This window comes from Emticicia sp. BO119 (genome assembly GCF_013912375.1).
Taxonomy (GTDB): domain Bacteria; phylum Bacteroidota; class Bacteroidia; order Cytophagales; family Spirosomataceae; genus Emticicia.
On record NZ_JACETV010000004.1, the window covers coordinates 356,644 to 376,494 of the forward strand.

17 protein-coding genes and 1 tRNA gene are annotated in these 19,851 nt (G+C 38.0%); 10 read left to right on the forward strand and 8 right to left on the reverse strand.

All coding sequences use genetic code 11. From position 1 onward, the window contains the following. Positions 1-58 precede the first annotated feature (58 nt). The 3 genes from H1R81_RS15385 to recG form a co-directional block, all read right to left on the reverse strand. The gene (locus H1R81_RS15385; RefSeq protein ID WP_181841626.1) at positions 59-775 is read right to left on the reverse strand and encodes a SprT-like domain-containing protein; all 717 of its coding nucleotides are present in this window, start codon (positions 773-775) and stop codon (positions 59-61) included. Between the two features lie 61 nt (positions 776-836). Beyond that, positions 837-1,700, reverse strand: coding sequence for an alpha/beta fold hydrolase (locus H1R81_RS15390; protein ID WP_181841627.1), 864 nt, complete (start codon positions 1,698-1,700; stop codon positions 837-839). A 73-nt stretch (positions 1,701-1,773) separates the two neighbouring features. Next, the gene (recG, locus tag H1R81_RS15395; RefSeq protein WP_181841628.1) at positions 1,774-3,879 is read right to left on the reverse strand and encodes an ATP-dependent DNA helicase RecG; all 2,106 of its coding nucleotides are present in this window, start codon (positions 3,877-3,879) and stop codon (positions 1,774-1,776) included. Between the two features lie 91 nt (positions 3,880-3,970). On the opposite strand from recG, the gene H1R81_RS15400 reads away from it, so the two are divergent. The 4 genes from H1R81_RS15400 to H1R81_RS15415 all read left to right on the forward strand — a co-directional run bounded on the left by H1R81_RS15400 (position 3,971) and on the right by H1R81_RS15415 (position 8,112). After that, positions 3,971-4,046 (forward strand) — tRNA-His (locus H1R81_RS15400). 1,422 nt (positions 4,047-5,468) lie between these two features. Next, positions 5,469-6,227 carry a GNAT family N-acetyltransferase gene (locus H1R81_RS15405; RefSeq protein WP_181841629.1) on the forward strand — a complete coding sequence of 253 codons (759 nt, stop codon included), beginning with the start codon at positions 5,469-5,471 and terminating at the stop codon, positions 6,225-6,227. 33 nt (positions 6,228-6,260) lie between these two features. Then, entirely contained in the window at positions 6,261-7,004 is a 744-nt protein-coding gene (locus H1R81_RS15410; RefSeq protein ID WP_181841630.1) for a DUF1835 domain-containing protein, read from the forward strand. Between the two features lie 88 nt (positions 7,005-7,092). After that, positions 7,093-8,112 carry an energy transducer TonB gene (locus tag H1R81_RS15415; RefSeq protein ID WP_181841631.1) on the forward strand — a complete coding sequence of 340 codons (1,020 nt, stop codon included), beginning with the start codon at positions 7,093-7,095 and terminating at the stop codon, positions 8,110-8,112. Between the two features lie 60 nt (positions 8,113-8,172). On the opposite strand, the gene H1R81_RS15420 is transcribed toward H1R81_RS15415, so the two are convergent. After that, positions 8,173-9,153, reverse strand: a complete 981-nt coding sequence (locus H1R81_RS15420) for an acyl-ACP desaturase (protein WP_181841632.1) — start codon at positions 9,151-9,153, stop codon at positions 8,173-8,175. 134 nt (positions 9,154-9,287) lie between these two features. Between H1R81_RS15420 and H1R81_RS15425 the strand changes: the two genes are divergently transcribed. After that, positions 9,288-10,034 carry a 1-acyl-sn-glycerol-3-phosphate acyltransferase gene (locus H1R81_RS15425; RefSeq protein ID WP_181841633.1) on the forward strand — a complete coding sequence of 249 codons (747 nt, stop codon included), beginning with the start codon at positions 9,288-9,290 and terminating at the stop codon, positions 10,032-10,034. 69 nt (positions 10,035-10,103) lie between these two features. On the opposite strand, the gene fabD is transcribed toward H1R81_RS15425, so the two are convergent. Together fabD and H1R81_RS15435 are read right to left on the reverse strand one after the other, a co-directional pair. After that, positions 10,104-10,997 carry an ACP S-malonyltransferase gene (gene fabD, locus H1R81_RS15430; protein WP_181841634.1) on the reverse strand — a complete coding sequence of 298 codons (894 nt, stop codon included), beginning with the start codon at positions 10,995-10,997 and terminating at the stop codon, positions 10,104-10,106. A 32-nt stretch (positions 10,998-11,029) separates the two neighbouring features. After that, on the reverse strand, positions 11,030-11,575 hold the full coding sequence (locus H1R81_RS15435) for an SPOR domain-containing protein (RefSeq protein WP_181841635.1): 546 nt from the start codon (positions 11,573-11,575) through the stop codon (positions 11,030-11,032). 759 nt (positions 11,576-12,334) lie between these two features. On the opposite strand from H1R81_RS15435, the gene H1R81_RS15440 reads away from it, so the two are divergent. Next, positions 12,335-13,264: a DUF6973 domain-containing protein gene (locus H1R81_RS15440; RefSeq protein WP_181841636.1), complete on the forward strand. Its 930-nt coding sequence runs from the start codon at positions 12,335-12,337 to the stop codon at positions 13,262-13,264. A 5-nt stretch (positions 13,265-13,269) separates the two neighbouring features. Continuing rightward, a complete protein-coding gene (locus H1R81_RS15445) occupies positions 13,270-13,656 on the forward strand; it encodes a hypothetical protein (RefSeq protein WP_181841637.1) in 387 nt (128 codons plus the stop codon). A 61-nt stretch (positions 13,657-13,717) separates the two neighbouring features. On the opposite strand, the gene H1R81_RS15450 is transcribed toward H1R81_RS15445, so the two are convergent. Further along, positions 13,718-15,346 (reverse strand): NADP-dependent glyceraldehyde-3-phosphate dehydrogenase, encoded by a 1,629-nt coding sequence (locus H1R81_RS15450; RefSeq protein WP_181841638.1) that lies wholly within the window; start codon positions 15,344-15,346, stop codon positions 13,718-13,720. Positions 15,347-15,644: 298 nt separating this feature from the next. Between H1R81_RS15450 and H1R81_RS15455 the strand changes: the two genes are divergently transcribed. From H1R81_RS15455 to H1R81_RS15465, 3 genes are read left to right on the forward strand one after another with little or no spacing between them, the layout of a single operon-like run. Continuing rightward, positions 15,645-16,478, forward strand: coding sequence for a 1-acyl-sn-glycerol-3-phosphate acyltransferase (locus H1R81_RS15455; RefSeq protein ID WP_181841639.1), 834 nt, complete (start codon positions 15,645-15,647; stop codon positions 16,476-16,478). Between the two features lie 37 nt (positions 16,479-16,515). Next, complete coding sequence (locus H1R81_RS15460; protein WP_181841640.1) at positions 16,516-17,250, forward strand: ribonuclease H-like domain-containing protein; 735 nt, start codon at positions 16,516-16,518, stop codon at positions 17,248-17,250. Between the two features lie 19 nt (positions 17,251-17,269). After that, the gene (locus tag H1R81_RS15465; RefSeq protein WP_181841641.1) at positions 17,270-17,731 is read left to right on the forward strand and encodes a protein-disulfide reductase DsbD domain-containing protein; all 462 of its coding nucleotides are present in this window, start codon (positions 17,270-17,272) and stop codon (positions 17,729-17,731) included. Between the two features lie 71 nt (positions 17,732-17,802). On the opposite strand, the gene nagB is transcribed toward H1R81_RS15465, so the two are convergent. Beyond that, entirely contained in the window at positions 17,803-19,725 is a 1,923-nt protein-coding gene (nagB, locus tag H1R81_RS15470; RefSeq protein WP_181841642.1) for a glucosamine-6-phosphate deaminase, read from the reverse strand. Positions 19,726-19,851 lie beyond the last annotated feature (126 nt).

Here is a 19,851-nt window from a genome sequence, read left to right on the forward strand (position 1 = left end):
GGAGTTAAACAGAACTTTGTATAATGCTTTATTTGAGAAGTAAAGATTCATTCATTTGTTAAATATCTACTAAATCGACCCTTGCTGTGGCCAGAATAGTATATCGTCTTTTACTGGTTCGCTCCATACACAATATACGTGTGCGGCGTTTTTCTAATCGCTGAAAAACAGTATTCCGGAACGTAAACCATTGGTTATCGGCCACTTCTGCCAACAGGATACCATTTTGCTGAGTTAAGTCAAAACACTGCAAAGCTTTTGCTAATGGAGCATAACTTACTGATGAAGCCGCAGGATTACTCATATAATGTGTAAGCGGAACTAATATTGTTTCAGGAAAAACGTTCGGAGTCATCATTGGTGACATAAGCAACTGGAAATTTTTTTTCCACTCCTTGCCATGAGGCTCTATTTTTCGTCGGGATTTCCCAAGCCACGCCCTTTGATGGGCAATTTCATGAATATAGGTTATCACAAAGGCATATGTACTCAAATCATTATTGACAGTGATTTTATGCTGCCCATCACGGTAACTATAATTGCCAAAACAGGTACTGCGTGTTCGGGTAATTTTAAACGAAAAAGGCTGTTCTTTCCACAAGGCAAAACAATATTCTACTGCACCAGCAGGTACGTGTTTTGTAAGCATTTCGTGCATCTTGCGGGCTACTTGTGGTGTATAGCTATTTGTGGGCTGTAAAGGGGCAGCCGGAGTTGTGGGCGTTGGTTCCTGAAAATTCTTTTTGACTACCTTAAATAACCGGGAAAAGGACATGGAAAACACTTTTTATCAAAGTTAGGAGATAAAATCTTTATGACGATAACTATTTAATCAATTATCTTTCAATGCTCTTTAATATAGCCTGATTGATGAGCTCAGGGTTCGACCACGGAACAAAATGATTCATATCATCTTTCAGCCACATTTCTACGCTTTCTGCATTCACCAACATTCGTTTAGCAAAAGCAGCATTTTGCGGATGAACCAGCACGTCTTTATTGCCTTGTATCACAATGCAGGGCTGTTTAATATTTTGCCATAAAGGTAGCATTTCTTCCAACTCTTCTTTCAGACAAAGAATTTCATAATTAGAAGCTCTGAAGCTTTTGGGAATCATGTATCTTACACCTGCAAAATCTAAAATATAGCGATACCAACGGGAAGGCTCCAGGGTAGGGTCGATAGACCCTGCTACAAAAACCAGGTTATCAATTAATTCGGGGTAATCTATGGCCATTCGGGCAATTACAGGGCCACCTAATGAATGTCCGATTAATATTATCTTTTTGCCTTGTGCTTTATACCTGGCCACAATGGGTTTCAGGTAGGCTGCCTGCTTGGCTAATGATTTTTCGGCATGCCCAAAATCTGAATAGCCAAAACCAATTCTGTCAACCGAAACCATTTTTACTTTTTGTAGTAAAATTGAATCTTTCATAAAATCTGCAAATGCGCTCCAGGAACCCGGTGAACCATGCACAAAAAAGGCAACAGGTAGCGAATCATTACCAATTTCGGCATAATTTATATTTTTATCTGATACCCGAATGGTATGCTGTTTCGGAATAGTATGCCCTGCAAAATATTCATTCAGATCCTCATCGTTCATTCTGAAAGACATACAGCCCGAAAAAAGCTGTGCTAACAGCAAAATACATAAATAGCCAATAAAAATTTTAGCTGTAAATCTTCGTAGCATTCAGGTTCTTTTTGATTAGAAACAAAAACCAGTCATGAAATATTTCATCAGGTAGATTAAATTATGATTTTGTTTAACTAATTCTGCTCCAGTTGGTTTCATTGCTCCGTAGGTTCTGTATATGGTGTCTGATGGGGGCATTCTCAGCACTTTGAATGTCGGGGTCGTTATCTAAAATTTCCATAGCTGCTTCACGGGCATATTTCAGTATCTCACCATCTTTGGCCAAATCGGCCACTTTCAGGTCTAACATCCCGCTTTGTTGCGTACCTGCCATATCTCCAGGCCCTCTTAGCGACAAATCTACCTCCGAAATCTCAAATCCATTATTGGTTCGCACCATGGTTTCTATGCGGGTGCGGGTTTCTTTGCCTATCTTATATTCGGTCATCAGAATACAGTACGATTGTTCGGCACCTCGCCCAACCCGACCTCTCAACTGATGCAACTGTGAAAGCCCGAAACGATTGGCACTTTCAATGACCATTACCGAGGCGTTGGGTACGTCAACTCCCACCTCAATTACGGTTGTAGCAACCAATATCTGGGTTTCTTTATTCTTAAAACGTTGCATTTCGTAGTCTTTCTCTTTCCAGCCCATTTTGCCGTGTACAATACTCAAAGCATATTCAGGGAAAGCTCTGGCGATACTCTCATAGCCATCCATCAGGTTTTTGAAAGAAAGTGTCTCTGATTCCTCAATCAGCGGATATACGATATACACCTGCCGGCCTTTGATGATTTCGCTCCGCAGAAACTCAAATACCCGCAGGCGGTCAGAATCATATCGATGAATGGTTTTGATAGGTTTACGCCCAACGGGTAGCTCATCAATCATTGACACATCTAAATCTCCATAAAGTGTCATAGCCAGCGTTCGTGGGATAGGCGTAGCAGTCATAACCAGAATATGCGGCCTGAAATTCGGGTTTTTCTCCCATAATTTAGCTCTTTGTGCTACTCCGAAGCGGTGTTGCTCATCAATAATACACAAGCCTAAATTCTTGAATTGCACGTAATCTTCAAGCAAAGCGTGCGTGCCAACCAGAATATTTATGCTACCATCTTCTAATCCCTGCGCAATAATACGTCTTGCTTTTTTCCCTACTGAGCCCGTCAGCTCTGCAATTTTAATGCCTATTAAATCAGCAAAACGTTTAAGGTTTGTATAATGCTGGTCAGACAAGATCTCCGTAGGAGCCATTAAACAGGCCTGTGCATTGTTGTCAATAGCCAGTAGCATGGTAATAAACGCCACAATGGTTTTACCACTTCCTACATCACCCTGCAATAAACGGTTCATTTGTTTACCTGAACGCAAATCCTCAAAAATCTCCCGGATTACCCGTTTCTGTGCACCAGTCAATTCAAAGGGTAAGTGATGCTGATAAAATTCGGTCAGTAACTGGGTTTTGGTAAATATCTGCCCGGCATAATTATCCTTACGAATCAGTTTCTGTTTAATCAGGCGAAACTGATTATAGAATAATTCCTCAAATTTCAGTCGCCTCTGGGCTTGTTTAAGGGCATCAAAATTGATTGGGATATGAATATGATAGATAGCTTGCTGCTTGGATATCAGACGGAATTTCTGAACCAGAGATGCAGGTAAAGTTTCGTGTATATGTTGCACGGCTGACTCCAGCAGCGTTTTCATCCAGCGGCTTATCTGCTTGCTATCTACGTATCGTTTACGAATCTTATCAGTGAGCGAATAGACAGGTTGGAAATAACCACCCCGTTCATTTTCGGGTGTAAGCACATCCATTTCCGGGTGGCTAATCTGCCATCTGCCATTAAATGAAGTAGGTTTGCCATAAACGATATAATCACCTTGCAGCCGAAGCGTTTTTTCCAGAAAAGTAATACCCTGAAACCAGCTGAGTTCCAAAATTCCGGTGCCGTCGGTAAACTGGGCAATTAATCTTTCTTTATGACCCTCACCCATGCGTTCCCATGAGCGTAAACGGCCCTTGATTTGTGCCGCAGGCATGGCTTCATTCAATTCGCTGATGCGATGAAACTGTGTGCGGTCTTCATGGCGGAAAGGATAGTATTCGATTAAATCGCCATAAGTGAAGATATTCAACTCCTTATTGAGAAGTTCGGCTTTGGTTGGACCTACTCCTCTCAGGAATTCAATTTTTGTATCAAAAAAAGATGTTCTTCGCTCGCTCATAATCCCTAATTTAGTAGTAAGGGCAAATTTGAGCAAATTTTTTTTGATTTTTTGTAAAAAAGCCGTTACATTTGCAGTCCTTAAACGGAATGGAGGTTTTAGCTCAGTCGGTTAGAGCGTCGGATTGTGGTTCCGAAGGTCGTGGGTTCGAGCCCCATACTCCTCCCTTAGATTATTCCCCTTGAAATGTTTTTTCGAGGGGAATTTTTGTTTTTGAGCTACTACAAATAGAGACTTTATAATAAACATTATTTATCACAGGTATAAGAATATTGTTCATATATATATGCTTCTCCTTCATAGAAATAAGTCATTTTAGTGATATTATCCTGTTTATATTCAAAAACTTTTTTGGAAATAATGGGTGGTAGCACTTTACTATAAAAGCTATACATTGTTTGTTCAACTAATTTATTATTTGCATAAGTAAATAGCTCCTCATATTCCTTATAATTAGTATCATTAAAATGTGTCATCTTTATAACATTCCTATCTGAATCATACTGGTATTTTTTAGTTTCATATACAGAGTTATTCTGCCTTAAAGCCTGCTCTTCAATTAATCTGTTTTGAGCGTCATATTTGTATGCATGATCTAAGCCTGTAATCTAACCGTCAGCAATTAGCCTGCGGAACATTGTCCTGATTAATAAAGTATCCTTATAGAAGTAAACCACTTCAAAATTCTCCGTAACCTTATTATTTTCGGTAGTTTTATAAATAACCTTACTTTTTCTGGAATCAGCGTTATAAAAATAATTATTTGAAAGTATAACCGACCCCTGAATCGTATTTTCTTCTATCAATAGTTTATTACTATAACTACAAGTAGTAGTGCTTAAGTTAGATATTTCTTTTGTTACCTGCCCATCTGAATTATATTCGTATGATACAGTACTTGTAGAGGGGTTACTTGATTCATTATAATATTTTATTGAAGATGCTTGCCCTTTGCTATTATAAGTCGCCTCATACTTTATTTTCCCTTGAGCATCAAATGTTGTCTTTTTTGATGAACCTTTTTTAACTTTTTATTTTATGGCGAGAATGTACAATTTTTTAATCAGATGAGCGGATTTGTTGAGAGCGTAGCAAAGCTACAGACGAAATAAATCGGTGAAATATGATTGAAAAAGTGCTATTCGGAGGCAAAAGAAATAAGTTTAAACAGGTTTGATATTAAACATACATCATTAAATGATAGAGTTATATCATCTGCGCCTTTTTTACATCTATCAAGAAAAAGGGTACTTAATGATAATGCTGATACAAGAAATTTAGAGAAAGGTAAACTTTTAATAGTCATGCAAATCAATTTTAAATGGTAATTGGCAGAGACTTCAGCAACCTTACGGGAGGTAAAATAGACCCTGTTTTTTTTAAAATATTATAAAACATTACTCGTATTGTCAAACATTTTACGTGAGAAGGCTATTGATATTTACTAAAGAATTTATCAGATTTATAAAGGCATCAAAGCCAGTAAATTTTTAATAAATAGCTAAATCATCAATAACTCCGCAAAAATTATTGCTCACCCACAATAAATACCCACTCAATCTGATTATTGAATTTTACGTATATCTATCATGCACGTCAAAGCCACCAAAATCCCTCTAAAGAATATTCTGCCCTATCGGGATTTGTATTTACAGGAAATGAACCGACAAATCAGATACAATGCCTGCCATGAACGTGGCTGGTCAGATTCTTATCTTTTGTATGCGGATGAGGCTGTGATTGGCTATGGCTCTGTAAAAGGGCAGGAAATTGCAGATAGAGATACCATTTTCGAGTTTTATCTGCTTCCTCAGTATCAGCGTTTAGCCACCCGTGTTTTTGCGGTCTTATTAGATACCTGCGGTGCAAAATTTATTGAGCCGCAAAGCAATGCTCCCTTGCTCACGGCAATGCTGTATGAATTTGCCACCAATATCAGGGCAGAGGCTATTTTGTTTGAAGCAGATAGTCCCACAAATTTATCAGTTTCTGATGTAGTTTTTCGTTCAAAAGAAGAGTACGAAACTACTTTTGGCAAAAAGGTAGAAGATGGCAGCGGCTATGTATTGGAGAAAGGCGGAGAGGTAGTAGGTTCAGGAGATTTTTTATTGCATTATAACAAACCTTTTGCAGATTTGTATATGGAAGTAGCCGAGAGCCATAGAAACAAGGGCTTAGGGTCGTTCTTAATACAGGAATTAAAAAAAGTCTGTTATATAGCAGGAAAAGTACCAGCCGCTCGTTGTAATATTCAAAACAAAGCTTCAAAAGCTACTTTGCTAAAAGGTGGTCTGAAAGTAGCAGGTTGCATGCTGATTGGAGAAGTAAAAATAGGAGAAAATAACTAATAGTAATCACTCATTTACTAAATTATTTAACCCATGACTTACAACATTTTAAACGGAGACTCCTTGGCATACAGCTTCCCTGAAGCAGGCATAGCAGGAGAAATTATCGTATGTAGGGAAGCTCTGATTGATGGAAATCTGTCAGGAGATACCCTGACCGAATTCTGGCAAAACAGAGCTAAGAGTTTAGATATCAGCTTAGACGAGTATCAATCATACTCAGTGAGTGAGTTTGAGAAAATATTGAATGCGCCGGATAACTCAACCTTTAATCTCTGGTTCGGCTATGATTTATTTTGCCAGGCAAATGTATGGTTTGTACTTTCATTGATTGATAGTCTTGCTATTCGGAGAGAGGTTTATATTGTTTATCCAACCTTTCTGGAAGAGGCAGACATCTGGAAAGAGTTCGGTCGTGCAGATGCTGAAGATTTAAGAGTAAGCTTCTCAAATAAAGTCCAATTTGGAGAGACCGATTTTCAGTTAGCAAGAGAACTCTGGCAGGCCTATAAAAATCAGGATTTACTTACTCTGGTGCAACTGGCCGAGAGAAAATCAGCTTGTTTCCCTTATTTGAAAGATGCTTGCGTAGCACATATTGAACGTTTTGCCTCAGGCGGAGCATTAAGCAGACCCGAACGTATCCTGAAAGATATCCTTCAAAAAGGAGAGACTAATTTCTACAAAGTCTTTGGTGAATTCAGTGCGCGCGAAGGTGTTTATGGTTTTGGCGACTCACAGCTGAAACCCATTTATGATAAACTGATGGCACAGTAAAGCACCGGATTTCTGACAAAAAACTGTGATAATCTTACAAATTTCTGTCTGTTTTTATTAACTTCGTTTTCAACTATTAATCTATTGTATGCTTAAAACTTTGATTTTGATTGGTTTTTCGTCGGTGGCTGTTGCGCAGGGTATCAGAGAAAAAGTGGTCGGAGATTGGATAAAAGAAGATATTCGCTTAAAAGACGGAAGCCCGATTTTAGATAAGACTGTCAGGGACATTCAACTGCGTTATATTTTTGAAAAAAACGGAACTTCCCGGGTTGTTTATGACGGAAGGGCTGGTGACAGACCTTATCAGGTCAACCATGATACGCTTATTGTTGGTGGAGATACGTTTTATAAGATAGAAGAGGTTAGTGATATTAAAATGGTATTGCAGCAAATCACTGCCGACTCGTCGGCAACTGCACTCAAAATTATGTTCACCCCGGCACATCTATATAATGTTGGCTTTATGCCGGAAAAATACCGGACAAAAGGAGGGGACACAATTTATGTATTTAAGCCTAATTATCTGGAACCCTTCTTCATAGATGCCGACATGAACGCAAGCCATTATATTTCAGAAAACTTCGATTTTCCCGAATTCAGAACAGGTGATTTTTATACCAGATTTATCATTACAAAAAACGGAGAAGTAAAAGGTATTGAGATTCTGAGAACTACCAACGATCGATACAATAATAAACTCATTGCCGCCATCAAGAAATCGGAAGGAAAGTGGAAGCCTGCCATGTGGGAAGGAAAACCTGTAAATGTAGAAGTAATGATGGGGTTTGATTTTGGCTGGACAGAGAAACAGACAGAAAGAAGTGCCTCAACCTCAGAGCAGTCTGAAGATGAAAAGCTACAGGAATCAAATGAATATCTGGCAGAAGGAAAGTATTATCTTACTTTAAAGAATTATAACGAAGCCATCAGAAACTACACCTGGAGTCTGGATAAAAACCCCCTGAATATCGATGCATATTATGGCAGAGCAAGTGCCTATGCCATGAAAAAAGATACAAAAAAAATGTGTGAAGATCTGTTGCATCTGAAAAATCTGCAACAGGCAAAAGGAACAGAGCTATGGAATAAGTTCTGTAATAAGTAATTTAGTGATTGTGTGATTTAGTGAATGAGCGATTATAATCACTCATTCACTAATATATTCTTACGAAGCTATCCAGCTGAATTCGTATTCTAAAGTAGGTACTTTGGTGCGTTCTGCTACTCTTCTTAAACGGTTTGGTAAGGCCATCAGATAGTCTCTGGCACGCTCGCCAGCATCATTTAAGCTTGATATGCTGGAAATCTTCCATTCATCCAATAAAGACTCCATAATTTCTATATAATCTATGGTAGTATAAACCCCCAGACGTTGCGCAGCATCAGAGAAATGAGAAAATGTCTGCCCTATTTTTACTCCTGATTCTCTTAAAAAGTGCGCCGGCATTACGATTTTCTTTTTCATCATATCTTCAAAAGCCAACATCATTTCTGAAGGATCAACTTCAAAAATATTACTGATAAAAGTCTTATAGGCTTTTGCATGGCGCATTTCATCAGACGCAATTACCCCACACATTTTAGACAATAGGTTATTATTGTATTTTTTGGCTAAAGTAGCCGTACGGCGGTGAGAAATATTAGTGGCTAACTCCTGAAAAGACGTGTAAACAAAGTTACGGTAGGGGTCACGGCCCGTACCAATATCAAAACCATCTGCAATCAGATATTGCGTCGATGTTTCCATTGCGCGCATATTTACACGGCCAGAGAGATACAAAAACTTATTTAATAAATCTCCATGACGGTTCTCTTCGGCTGTCCACCCACGAACCCATTTTGCCCAGCCGTTTGGCTCATCTACCTGGTCAATTCCCACTACATCTACTAACCACGATTCGTAAGTTGGCAGAGCCTCCTCTGTAATGGTATCACCTATCAACACCGCTATATAATCGTATGGCAATTCTCTGGCGTTTTCTTGTAACAGTTTTACTTCTTGGAAAAAATTTTCGTTTGTTGCATCTGGAAGAAAATCCGCTGGTTGCCAATTAGTCTCGATGGGTTTCAGAAATTCGTCAAAAAAATAATCTATTTTCTGACCTACAAATTTCATCACCTCTAATCTTAAATTGGATAATTCCATGATAATATTTTTTAAAGCTCTTTTATTTAGAAAAACGTTACAAGGTAAGTCTTATTTAGCTAAAAACAGTAAATTATTGACTTAATTTGTGATAAAGACCTTTTTCTGCCTACTTTTGTGCAAAAAAAAATTGCATGAAAAAGATTCTCGATTACATACTTAGTGTCATTTATTTACTCTATTTTGGACTATTATTAGTTGTTTTTCATGTGGTTCAGGTAATTGCATTCAATATTTTTGGCAAAAAAGCACACAAAAAATCGGTTGATATCTTTAATCTGGCACTTAATACAAGCTATTATGTAACAGGCACCAGTGTTCATTTCAGGCAATTAGAAGAATACCCAACTGACCGACCTATTATTTTCATAGCTAACCATCAAAGCACTTTTGATATTCCGGGCATAATCTGGTATCTCAGAAAACACCAACCCATTTTTGTATCTAAGCAAGAATTAGCTCATGGTATTCCGGCTATATCTTATAACCTCCGTAAAAGCGGAGCAGCTCTCATTGACCGCAAAGATGGTAAACAAGCAGTATCCGAAATTCTGAAACTGAGTAAGTATATTCATGAAAATAATTTTTCAGCGGTTATTTTTCCGGAAGGCACACGCTCAAAAACAGAAGAAATGAAACCATTTGCAGAGGGTGGCATTTCAGCTCTTTTGAAAAGAGCCCCAAATGCTTTGATAGTGCCGATAGCTATTCAGGGTACACGCAAATTCAACCCAACCAATGGGATGTTTCCATTAACTTCTTTCTCAAAACTTTCGTGGACAGCCCTGAAAGGTATTGAACCTAAAGGGAAAACCACAAAGGAGGTTGCCGATGAAGCAAAGGCCGCAATACAAGAGGTGTTGAATCTAAGGAAGGCATAACCTGATAATAGAATAAACAAAATAGCCGCAGCAATGCGGCTATTTTGTTTATTCTTCGTAGATATGTTATCACAAACTCGCACCCGCAGTCTCTACATCAGGTGCAATTTTCTTTACTAAACCTTGTAAAACCTTACCGGGGCCACATTCTACAAATTTGGTTGCACCATCTTCTACCATATTCCGAACCGATTGCGTCCAGCGAACAGGAGCTGTCAATTGAGCAATCAGATTCGCCTTAATCTTAGCAATATCTGTCGAAGGCAGTGCATTCACATTCTGATAAATCGGGCATGCAGGGGTTGAAAAACTGGTGTTTTCAATAGCTTTTGCTAATTCTTCACGGGCAGGCTCCATTAAAGGTGAGTGGAATGCTCCGCCGACCTGTAAAACCAATGCTCTTTTTGCTCCGGCTGCTTTCAGTTCTTCACAAGCGATATTAATCCCCTCAATACTTCCCGAAATAACCAATTGTCCCGGACAGTTATAGTTAGCGGCAACTACCACATTCTCTGCCGATTTTTCGGTGATAGCAGCACAAATATCTTCTACAACTTTATCGTCTAAGTTCAGAATAGCGGCCATCGTTGAGGGGTTTAACTCACAGGCGCGCTGCATGGCATCGGCTCTCTGGGCAACCAGTCTCAAACCATCTTCGAACGACAAGGCTCCGGCAGCTACTAATGCAGAAAACTCACCTAATGAGTGTCCAGCGACCATATCAGGCTTAAAATCAGGAAGATTCAATGCTAAAATAACCGAATGAAGGAAAACAGCAGGTTGGGTAACTTTGGTTTGCTTAAGGTCTTCGTCTGAACCCTCAAACATGATCTTGGTTATATCAAAACCTAATATTTCGTTGGCTTTATCGAAAAGTGTTTTGGCTTGGGGAAAATTTTCGTACAGGTCTTTGCCCATTCCATTGAACTGAGCCCCTTGCCCCGGAAAAACGTAAGCTGTCATAGTAAACAATTTATATGGTGGTCTGTTGGTTATTAGCGTATCTGCATACTTTTACGAATATCGATTCGTTCAGGTACAATCATTGCCATAGAATAGCGTTGACGAATACTATTGTAGTATCTTTCGGCATCCATCCGGCTTGTAAAATCACCTGCTTTTAACCGGTAAGTAGGCTGACTGAATGTAAGATAGACATTCAAATCAGGGAAATTCTGATAAATATAAGATCTCGCCTCATCAACTTCTTTGCGTTCATTTCCTACATATACCTGGATTCTGTATCCAGCCGAGTAGCGGATATTCTTATTATGTATCGACATAGAATCCAGAGCTTTATCAACTTCTTTGTTGTCGTTCATCGGAATCTCGTCTTTAACGGCATTATATACATTGTCTCTTTTCACCTTGCCATCATTGGTGTCAATATCCGGCTTTTTATCATAAGTCAGGCGAACAGGCGACAAATCCTCTTCGTATTCACCTATAGATGTGCTTTTAGTTGGTGTGGCAGCTCTTTTACAAGAATAAAAAACACCCGTCAGCAAAAGACAAAATACTATTTTCGGGAAAATCTTCATAGGTTTTTGTTTTTAATTGGGATAAATTTTTGTCAAAATTATAAAAATATTCTTTTTAGAAGATATAACCTGTTTAAACTTATTTCTGTTTGGTATGAAACGTTTGGGGTAAGCTTATATTTCGGATATGCTTTAAACGAGCAAAAAAGTTAATATAAAGACTATAGTTTTTAACTCCAGTAACCTCAATAAAATAAAACAAGAATAACGCCGCTTAATAACTTTCAACAATGCACTACTGAAATAAAATTAATTTTTCGGAACTTTGCTATTCGTTATTCAAAGTCCTTGTTGCTGTGAATAACGAATAAAACTTTTTAGCATTATTTAAATATTTTCAAGAAAAAGGAGGTGGAGAATGATATAACTATGCAGTGACTTAAACATATAAAAAACTAAATTAACTCTTTTGCAAAAACTAATTAATCAAAAAAACGAAAAATGAAAAAAATTATAATTTCAATTATATGCTTGCTAAATATTGTCTCTTGTAACAAACAAAATATAATCGAGCCTCAACAAATTTCCTAAATCTCTAATAGTATTACAGTTGAAGAAGCAAAAACTTGGTATCAAAACAATCAAAAAGCATATAGATCAGACAATGAAGCGGATAAACCAATTTGGAGCGACGCAGTACAAAAAACGGTTTCAAAAGATGAAAGCATAGTTACTGTCCCTTTAATCCATAACAAACAAATAGCTTACAAAATTAAAGATAAAAGAGCTGGAAAATCTAAAAAAGAGGAGGACAACTTTATGAGTTCTGATATTAAAACGAACTTAGTTTTTACAAAAGTTAAAGATAAAATAGAATCATTTGAAATGAGAATAATCAGTGAAGATGATTATTATTTAAAAAAGAAAAAAACCAAATTGGCTTTAAATGATTTTGATGGATATGTTTATATCTTTGATAATAACAAAAATTTTGTTTCTGGGTTATTATATCAGGACGGTAAAAAAGTGGGTGATTTGGGTAATAATATTAAGAAAAGCCGAATCTTAGACCAAGTTGAAATTTGTGTTGACTGGCATTCACAAGTTTGTGTTGATGGTTATGGCTGTTATGATTGGCTTTATACACACACAACCTGTTCAACTGTAAATATTGATGGAAGTGCGGGGTCAATTTTCACAACTGCACTTGAAGCGGCAATGAGTGGTGGAAGTTCATCATCGCTAAGCAGTATGCTTCAATTTCCTGGAATACAAGATTTATGGAGTCATTTAAATGCTACAGAGCAGGCTTACTTTACAGCTAAATGGTGGCTTTTGCCTGATGCCTATAATGCATATAGAGCCGCTGAAGATTATGTATTATTTTATTATTGTAATAATAATGATGATGGGAATTGGAATGCCTTTAAACATGCATTTTGGGCTGCAATGCTATCAGCTACAGTTGGACCTCGAACAGCATTAGAAATAACCGATAATCATGAAGTTGGGCAAGACGCTGTTAATCAAAGTATGGACTTATTTAATAATAATCTTGGAATAAATACATTTAAACAAATAAGTAGTCAAGTAGCTGCCGAACCAATAGCGAATAAAAAAACAGGCATTATATTGAATGCTATTCTTCAAAAAATCGCACAAGGGCAAGGAAGGAGGCTTTTACCTGAAAATGTTGATATTTCTTTACAGACACTCAATATCACAACTAATGCTAACCGATGTCGTTAAACTCTATGAATAAAAACCGCACTCATATAAGTTTCGCTTTTTTATGTACGCTAAGTTTATTACTGCCAATGGGCTGTTCCGAACGTAAGTTTGCTGAATTTTCTATAGATGATGTATCTAAAGCGATGTATTTTATAGATTCTACATCAGCCTCTACTGATATTAATCATGCAAATGTTTCAGTATTAATCACAGGTGAAATAGATTCTTCTGCAACGATAACTTATGCTTCCTATCCTAACAATCACGATCCGGTGACTTATGAACTAAAAAAGGGGCTAATTAGAATTAATACACAGTATGATTATTATGAAGGCGACTCGATCTGGATAAGATTTGTGCCAAGGGGTAGTAAAACGGGTAGAATAAAAATAAGAACACGTATAAATTAAATGAGAATTATTTTCAACACAGAAGCATAAAAAAATGCCCCGTTGTGGCGGGGCATTTTTGTTAGAAAATATATTTTGTAGAAAGAAAATGTGAACTGTGGTCTTCTACAATTTCGTTGAAAATCTTTTTATTTTCAGCCGTTTCTTTGGTGGCTACTACCGTTCGGATAGAGAAAGCTCTCAGGGCATCTTCAACCGAAAGGGTACCCTCTGCCGAGTCTTTTCTTCCTGTGAATGGGAAAGTATCCGGTCCTCTCTGGCATTGGGCATTAATATTTACACGGCTTACCTGATTTACTAATGGGTCAATCAGATTCGCAATCTGATCTGGATTAGTGCCAAAAATACTTACCTGCTGTCCGTGTGAAGCATCAATCAGGTATTGAATAGGTTCTTCTACATCATCAAACGGCACTACAGGAATTAACGGCCCGAATTGTTCTTCTACATATACTTTCATTTGAGCATTTACAGGATATAAAACTGCCGGATAGAAGAAAGAATTAACAACTGTTCCACCGCCTTCATTGATAACCTCTGCGCCATTGGCTTTGGCATCAGCAATACATTCGGTTAAGTAGGCAGGTTTGTTTGGCTCTGGTAGAGGAGTAAGATTTACGCCCGCTTCCCAGGGCATACCGAATTTCAGTTTTTCGAGTTCTTCGGTAAATCTGTTCAGGAATTTCTTTGCTATTGAGCGGTGTACCCATATAATCTTGATAGCAGTACACCGTTGACCATTGAACGACAAAGACCCTAAAATACATTCTTTAACCGCAAGTTCTACATCCGCATTTTTCAATACGATACCTGCGTTTTTGGCATCTAAACCTAAGACCGCTCTCAAACGGTTCAGTTTAGGATGCATTTTCTTCAGATCGTTAGCAACTTTGCTTGAGCCAATAAGGGTCAGAATATTAATTTTACCACTTTGCATGATAGGAGGTACAACGTTTGCCCCACGTCCGTAGATGGTGTTTACTACACCTTTAGGAAAGCACTCTTTAAATGCCTGTAACATCGGATAATGCAAAAGTGTACCATGTTTCGGCGGCTTGAAAAGAATTGTATTACCCATCAGTATTGCTGGAATAAGCGTTGTATAAGTTTCGTTCAGCGGATAATTAAACGGCCCCATACAAAGCACTACTCCAAACGGTGACCGACGGATCTGTCCGATAATTCCCTGCTCAATTTTAAATCTCGACGAAGCACGGTCAATATCTTTCAGGCAATCAATAGTATCATAAATATACTCAACAGTACGGTCAAACTCTTTGATTGAATCAGCCAGAGACTTCCCTATTTCAAACATTAACAGGTTGACAATCTCAGTTTTCTTTTCCAACATCTTTTTAACAAAGTTCTCCATACAGGCTATACGCTCACCTACACTCATGGTGGGCCATTCGCCACGACCACTGTCAAATGCTTTTACTGCAGCATCTAAGGCTTCCATTGCTTCTGCAGTATCTGTAATCGGGAAACTACCAATATACTTACTTTCAAATTGGCCATCTGCTCCCTTAATATAAACAGGCGAATACACATCCTGTGTTTTCCCTGCCCATTGGCGCATTTCACCTCCTACCAAATATTCTCTCTGGTGAAGCGGTTGAATCTGATAAGCATCCGGGATCTGATCGGCCGTAGGGAAGATAGCCGTGATTTTCTCTTGTAGGTTATTCATGTTGTTTCTTTGGCTTATGAGTAATTTTAAATAATAGAATCCGACGGCTGTCATTAATCTTCAGTCAGAAAAACACTATTTAAACATCCTCTGGTGAAGTTTTGTTGTAAAACAGCGACGAAATTACAGCCCCCTGTAAGAAAACCAAAGAGAATTTAATTTTTATGAAATATTGGGCAAAAAACTACTACTCTGTGTTAAACGAATACTAATCTGCCTTAATATTTGCAGATGACCTTATTTCTTCTGAATTTTGAGGTTTGAACAGAATTTTTTATTACCTAAATAAACTTAAACATTGCTTTACGATTTCCTGAGAATATTTTCTCCTTTTCTTTTAAAATTCTTTATTAAACGTATTGAATTTACAGGTTTAGAAAATATACCAAAAAAGGGAGCTGTGCTTTTAGCTTCCAATCATTTCAATTCATTCTTTGATGCCGTAGTGCTTTGCGGACATTATGAACGTAGAATCTGGTCGCTGGCGCGTGGTGATGTATTTAAGAAACCCCTGGCAAAAAAAGCACTGAACAGCCTTTATATGATGCCTATGTACAGGTTATCAGAGGGAAAGGAGTATCTGGGTGATAACGATGATACTTTCAGGAAGTGCATAGAACTTTTCAGTCAAGGTGAGATAGTATTAATCTTTTCGGAAGGACTCTGTACAAATCAGACAAAATTATTACCACTAAAAAAAGGAACAGGCAGACTGGCGCAAAAGGCCTGGGGAGATAATATGGAGGTAACAGTTGTACCTGTTGCTATTACTTACAATAACTATAATAGATTCGGCAAAATAGTTAAAGTGAATATCGGTGAGGCTTTACAAAAAGAAGAATTGCCACAGGATACCACAGAAGGATTATTCCTTAAAGAATTTAACCGCATATTAAGTGAAAGACTAACCAAATTGATAGAAGTACCTTTGCCAAAGGCTGGCTTCTGGAAAAACCCTTTCTATTATATTGGTCGGGTTGTAAATTTCCCAGTCAATTTTCTGGCTGAATCAGTTTCAAGAAAGGTTACCCGCGGGTCAGTTTTCTTTGATTCTATAACAGGTGGAATTGTAATGTTTGTTTTGCCCATTTACTGGATTTTACTGGGATTATTACTTTATTTTCTGCTATAAATTTTGTAAATTTGGTAGTTAAATACACACAATTACAATGGCGGAAAATACAATAAAACATCTTAGAAATATTCTTTTTATAGATATTGAGACAGTGTCGCAGGAAGCACACTTAGACGCATTAGATACCAGATTAAAACAGTTGTGGCTCAAAAAAGCAAGCTACTTTCAGAATACTGATAACCTCTCAGACGAAGACCTCTATCTGAAACGCTCCTCTATTTACGCCGAATTCGGCAAAATTATTTGTATCGGTATTGGTGGCATTTTTTTTGATGATAACGACGAACCAGCTCTTCGTGTTAAAATGATTAGGGGAGAAACCGAAGAAGAGATTTTAGAAGAATTTAAAAATATACTCGAAAAACATAAGGCAGGGTCAAACCTGATGTTATGCGCCCATAATGGCAAGGAGTTTGACTTCCCCTATATTTGTCGCCGTATGTTAGTGAACGGAATTACTCTTCCGAGGGTTTTACAGGTATCAGGCAAAAAACCCTGGGAAATCAATCATATTGATACGCTTGACCTATGGAAGTTTGGCGATTACAAGAATTATACCTCCTTAGATTTGTTAGCAGCACTATTTGATATTCCCGGAGGCGAAACGGACGTTAGTGGCGAGCTTATCAATGATATTTATTACAAAGAAAAAAATAAAGCTAAAATTGAACAGTATTGCGCCGACTACATTATAGTTTTAACACAACTATATATGAAAATGAATAATTGGTCGTTAATCAATCAAGATAATATAGAAGTAATTTTATAGTATTAATTTTTTTATAAGCATGAAAAAAATCCTTTTTATAGTGTTACTTGCCTCTTCAATGGCAGCTTCAGCACAGATTCTTAAACCTGCCAAATGGACATTCACTCCATCAAAGACTTCGGCAAAAGTAGGTGAAACCATTGATTTGGTTTTCACAGCCAAGATTGATGATAACTGGTACATGTATTCGTCTGACCTGAAAGTAGATGGCCCTTTGCCAACCGCAGCTAATTTTACTAAAAACGATACTTATACTCTGGTAGGTAAATTAGTGCCTGTGAAACCGAAAGAAAAATTTGATGATATATGGGGCGGTAAAGTGCATTACTTTGAACATGAAGCCAGGTTTATTCAGAAAGTAAAGATCATGAAGGCAAACCCGGTGATTGAAGGCAAAATAGAATGCCAGACCTGTACTAACAAAGATGGTAAATGTGTGCCTAATAAAGATAAATTCAAGTTTGAAGTGAAGACTATTTAGGCTTCATTTTATACCATTAAAAAAGGCGTTGATTTTAAAATCAAACGCCTTTTTTAATATTAATCAAGCTCTTAAAACTTCCATCTCACAAAAGCTTCCATCGCTTCATACTCGGCAAGCCCCAGTTTGTTGTAAAGGCCTGCTGTAGCTCTGTTGCGCTCTTCGGCACGTTGCCAGAACTCACGGGCATCAGTACCCTGAAATACTACCCCATCTTTTTGTGACTGGTGCTTAAAGATACCCATACGTTTTTGTAACACCTGGTCAGGAGACATAGGTACTGCCATTTCGATTTCATGAATATCCCACTCTGCCCAGGCACCGCGGTATAGCCATACCCAACAATCTTTCATGAAATTTTTATGTTTCAGACCTTCAATAGCAGCAAAAATAGCATCTAAACAAACTTTATGTGTGCCATGTGGGTCAGCCAAGTCTCCGGCAGCATATACCTGGTGTGGTTTTACCTCTTCAATCAAATCTGCCACAACTTTAATATCTTCTGCACTTAGTGGTTTTTTCTCAATACGGCCGGTTTCATAGAAAGGCATATCCATAAAATGCACGTTTTTATCAGGAATACCCACAAAACGGCAGGTGGCTTTCGCTTCACCTCTGCGTATCAGACCTTTTACATATCTCACCGCGGCAGTATCTACATCGCTGTCTTTCTTATTTTTCAAAAACTCTTTTGCTTCACTGAATAAATCACGGGTTGCCTTGTTTTCAATTTCGAATTTTTGATTAAAATCAACCACAAAATCAATGAAACGGATAGCTTCATCATCAGCTACCGCAATATTACCCGAAGTCTGATAACCGATATGCACATCGTGTCCTTGGTCAACCAGACGTTGGAAAGTCCCACCCATCGAAATAATATCATCATCCGGGTGAGGGCTGAAAATAATCACACGTTTTTTAGCAGGTAAGGCTCTTTCCGGGCGATTCGTATCGTCGGCATTGGGTTTTCCACCAGGCCAGCCTGTAATAGTATGTTGTAACTGGTTAAATACGTCAATATTGATTTCGTAGGCTTGTCCGTGTTGAGCCAGCAGATCACTTAAACCATTATCGTTGTAATCTTTATTTGTCAGCTTCAATACCGGAATACCCAACGAAAGTGAAAGATTCGTAACAGCCTTTTTTACCATTTTGCTTGACCATTCCACATCTTCAACCAGCCACGGAGTTTTCATACGTGTTAACTCCGAAGCCGCTCTTTCGTCTATTACAAACATCGCATTCGGGTGCGTTTGCAGATACGAAGCAGGTACCGATTCGGTTACTCTCCCTTCAACAGCCTCAGCAATGACAGGGGCTTTTCTTTCACCCCAGGCCAATAAAACTACTCTTTTAGCATTGATTATTTTAGACACACCAAGCGTAATGGCTTTTTTAGGAACTTTTACCAGACTACCACCAAAATCTGATGCCGCCGCTACACGGGTTGAGTGATCAAGCATCATCAGCCGGGTTCTTGAATTAATCAATGAACCCGGCTCATTGAAACCAATATGACCATTCGCACCAATACCTAACAACTGAAAATCAAGCCCACCTACCGCATCTATTTTACGTTCATATTCATCACTAAAATCTTTTACCTTACTGGCAGGAACAGTTCCATCAGGAATGAAGTAGTTTTCTTTCGGAATATCAACCTTATCAAAAAGCTGTTCTTTCATAAATCGAACATAACTTTGCAGGGAGTCTGGCTCCATCGGAAAGTACTCATCAAGGTTAAAAGAAATCACATTCTTAAAGCTCAGTCCTTCTTCACGGTGCATTCTCACTAACTCGGCATAAACCGATTTAGGCGACGAACCTGTGGCTAAACCTAATATACATGGTTTCCCTTGTTTTTGTTTTTCCCGAATCAAGTCTGCTATCTCCTGGGCAACAGCCTTAGAGGCTTCTTTTGAATCTTTAAAAAGTTTGGTTGGAATCTTCTCGTAAGCAATAGGTTCATTTGTGATAATCTGCTGTTCCATTATAATTGTAGTTTTGTTTTAGAGGCACTGAACGTAGGAAATTTCGACAAATTTAAGGCTTTTCTCATTACCAAAGCACTTTTTTTGCTGGCAAAAACGCTAATTTTTAAATTTTTTTAAAAATGT

Excerpts from the sequence above, each read along its gene's own strand:
- H1R81_RS15450 (WP_181841638.1), bottom strand. The coding sequence starts at position 15,346 with ATGAATAACCTACAAGAGAAAATCACGGCTATCTTCCCTACGGCCGAT.
- H1R81_RS15435 (WP_181841635.1), bottom strand. The coding sequence starts at position 11,575 with ATGAAGATTTTCCCGAAAATAGTATTTTGTCTTTTGCTGACGGGTGTT.
- fabD (WP_181841634.1), bottom strand. The coding sequence starts at position 10,997 with ATGACAGCTTACGTTTTTCCGGGGCAAGGGGCTCAGTTCAATGGAATG.
- H1R81_RS15405 (WP_181841629.1), top strand. The coding sequence starts at position 5,469 with ATGCACGTCAAAGCCACCAAAATCCCTCTAAAGAATATTCTGCCCTAT.
- H1R81_RS15385 (WP_181841626.1), bottom strand. The coding sequence starts at position 775 with ATGTCCTTTTCCCGGTTATTTAAGGTAGTCAAAAAGAATTTTCAGGAA.
- H1R81_RS15465 (WP_181841641.1), top strand. The coding sequence starts at position 17,270 with ATGAAAAAAATCCTTTTTATAGTGTTACTTGCCTCTTCAATGGCAGCT.
- H1R81_RS15445 (WP_181841637.1), top strand. The coding sequence starts at position 13,270 with ATGAATAAAAACCGCACTCATATAAGTTTCGCTTTTTTATGTACGCTA.
- H1R81_RS15420 (WP_181841632.1), bottom strand. The coding sequence starts at position 9,153 with ATGGAATTATCCAATTTAAGATTAGAGGTGATGAAATTTGTAGGTCAG.
- H1R81_RS15460 (WP_181841640.1), top strand. The coding sequence starts at position 16,516 with ATGGCGGAAAATACAATAAAACATCTTAGAAATATTCTTTTTATAGAT.
- H1R81_RS15425 (WP_181841633.1), top strand. The coding sequence starts at position 9,288 with ATGAAAAAGATTCTCGATTACATACTTAGTGTCATTTATTTACTCTAT.
- recG (WP_181841628.1), bottom strand. The coding sequence starts at position 3,879 with ATGAGCGAGCGAAGAACATCTTTTTTTGATACAAAAATTGAATTCCTG.
- H1R81_RS15410 (WP_181841630.1), top strand. The coding sequence starts at position 6,261 with ATGACTTACAACATTTTAAACGGAGACTCCTTGGCATACAGCTTCCCT.
- H1R81_RS15440 (WP_181841636.1), top strand. The coding sequence starts at position 12,335 with ATGAGTTCTGATATTAAAACGAACTTAGTTTTTACAAAAGTTAAAGAT.
- H1R81_RS15390 (WP_181841627.1), bottom strand. The coding sequence starts at position 1,700 with ATGCTACGAAGATTTACAGCTAAAATTTTTATTGGCTATTTATGTATT.
- H1R81_RS15415 (WP_181841631.1), top strand. The coding sequence starts at position 7,093 with ATGCTTAAAACTTTGATTTTGATTGGTTTTTCGTCGGTGGCTGTTGCG.
- nagB (WP_181841642.1), bottom strand. The coding sequence starts at position 19,725 with ATGGAACAGCAGATTATCACAAATGAACCTATTGCTTACGAGAAGATT.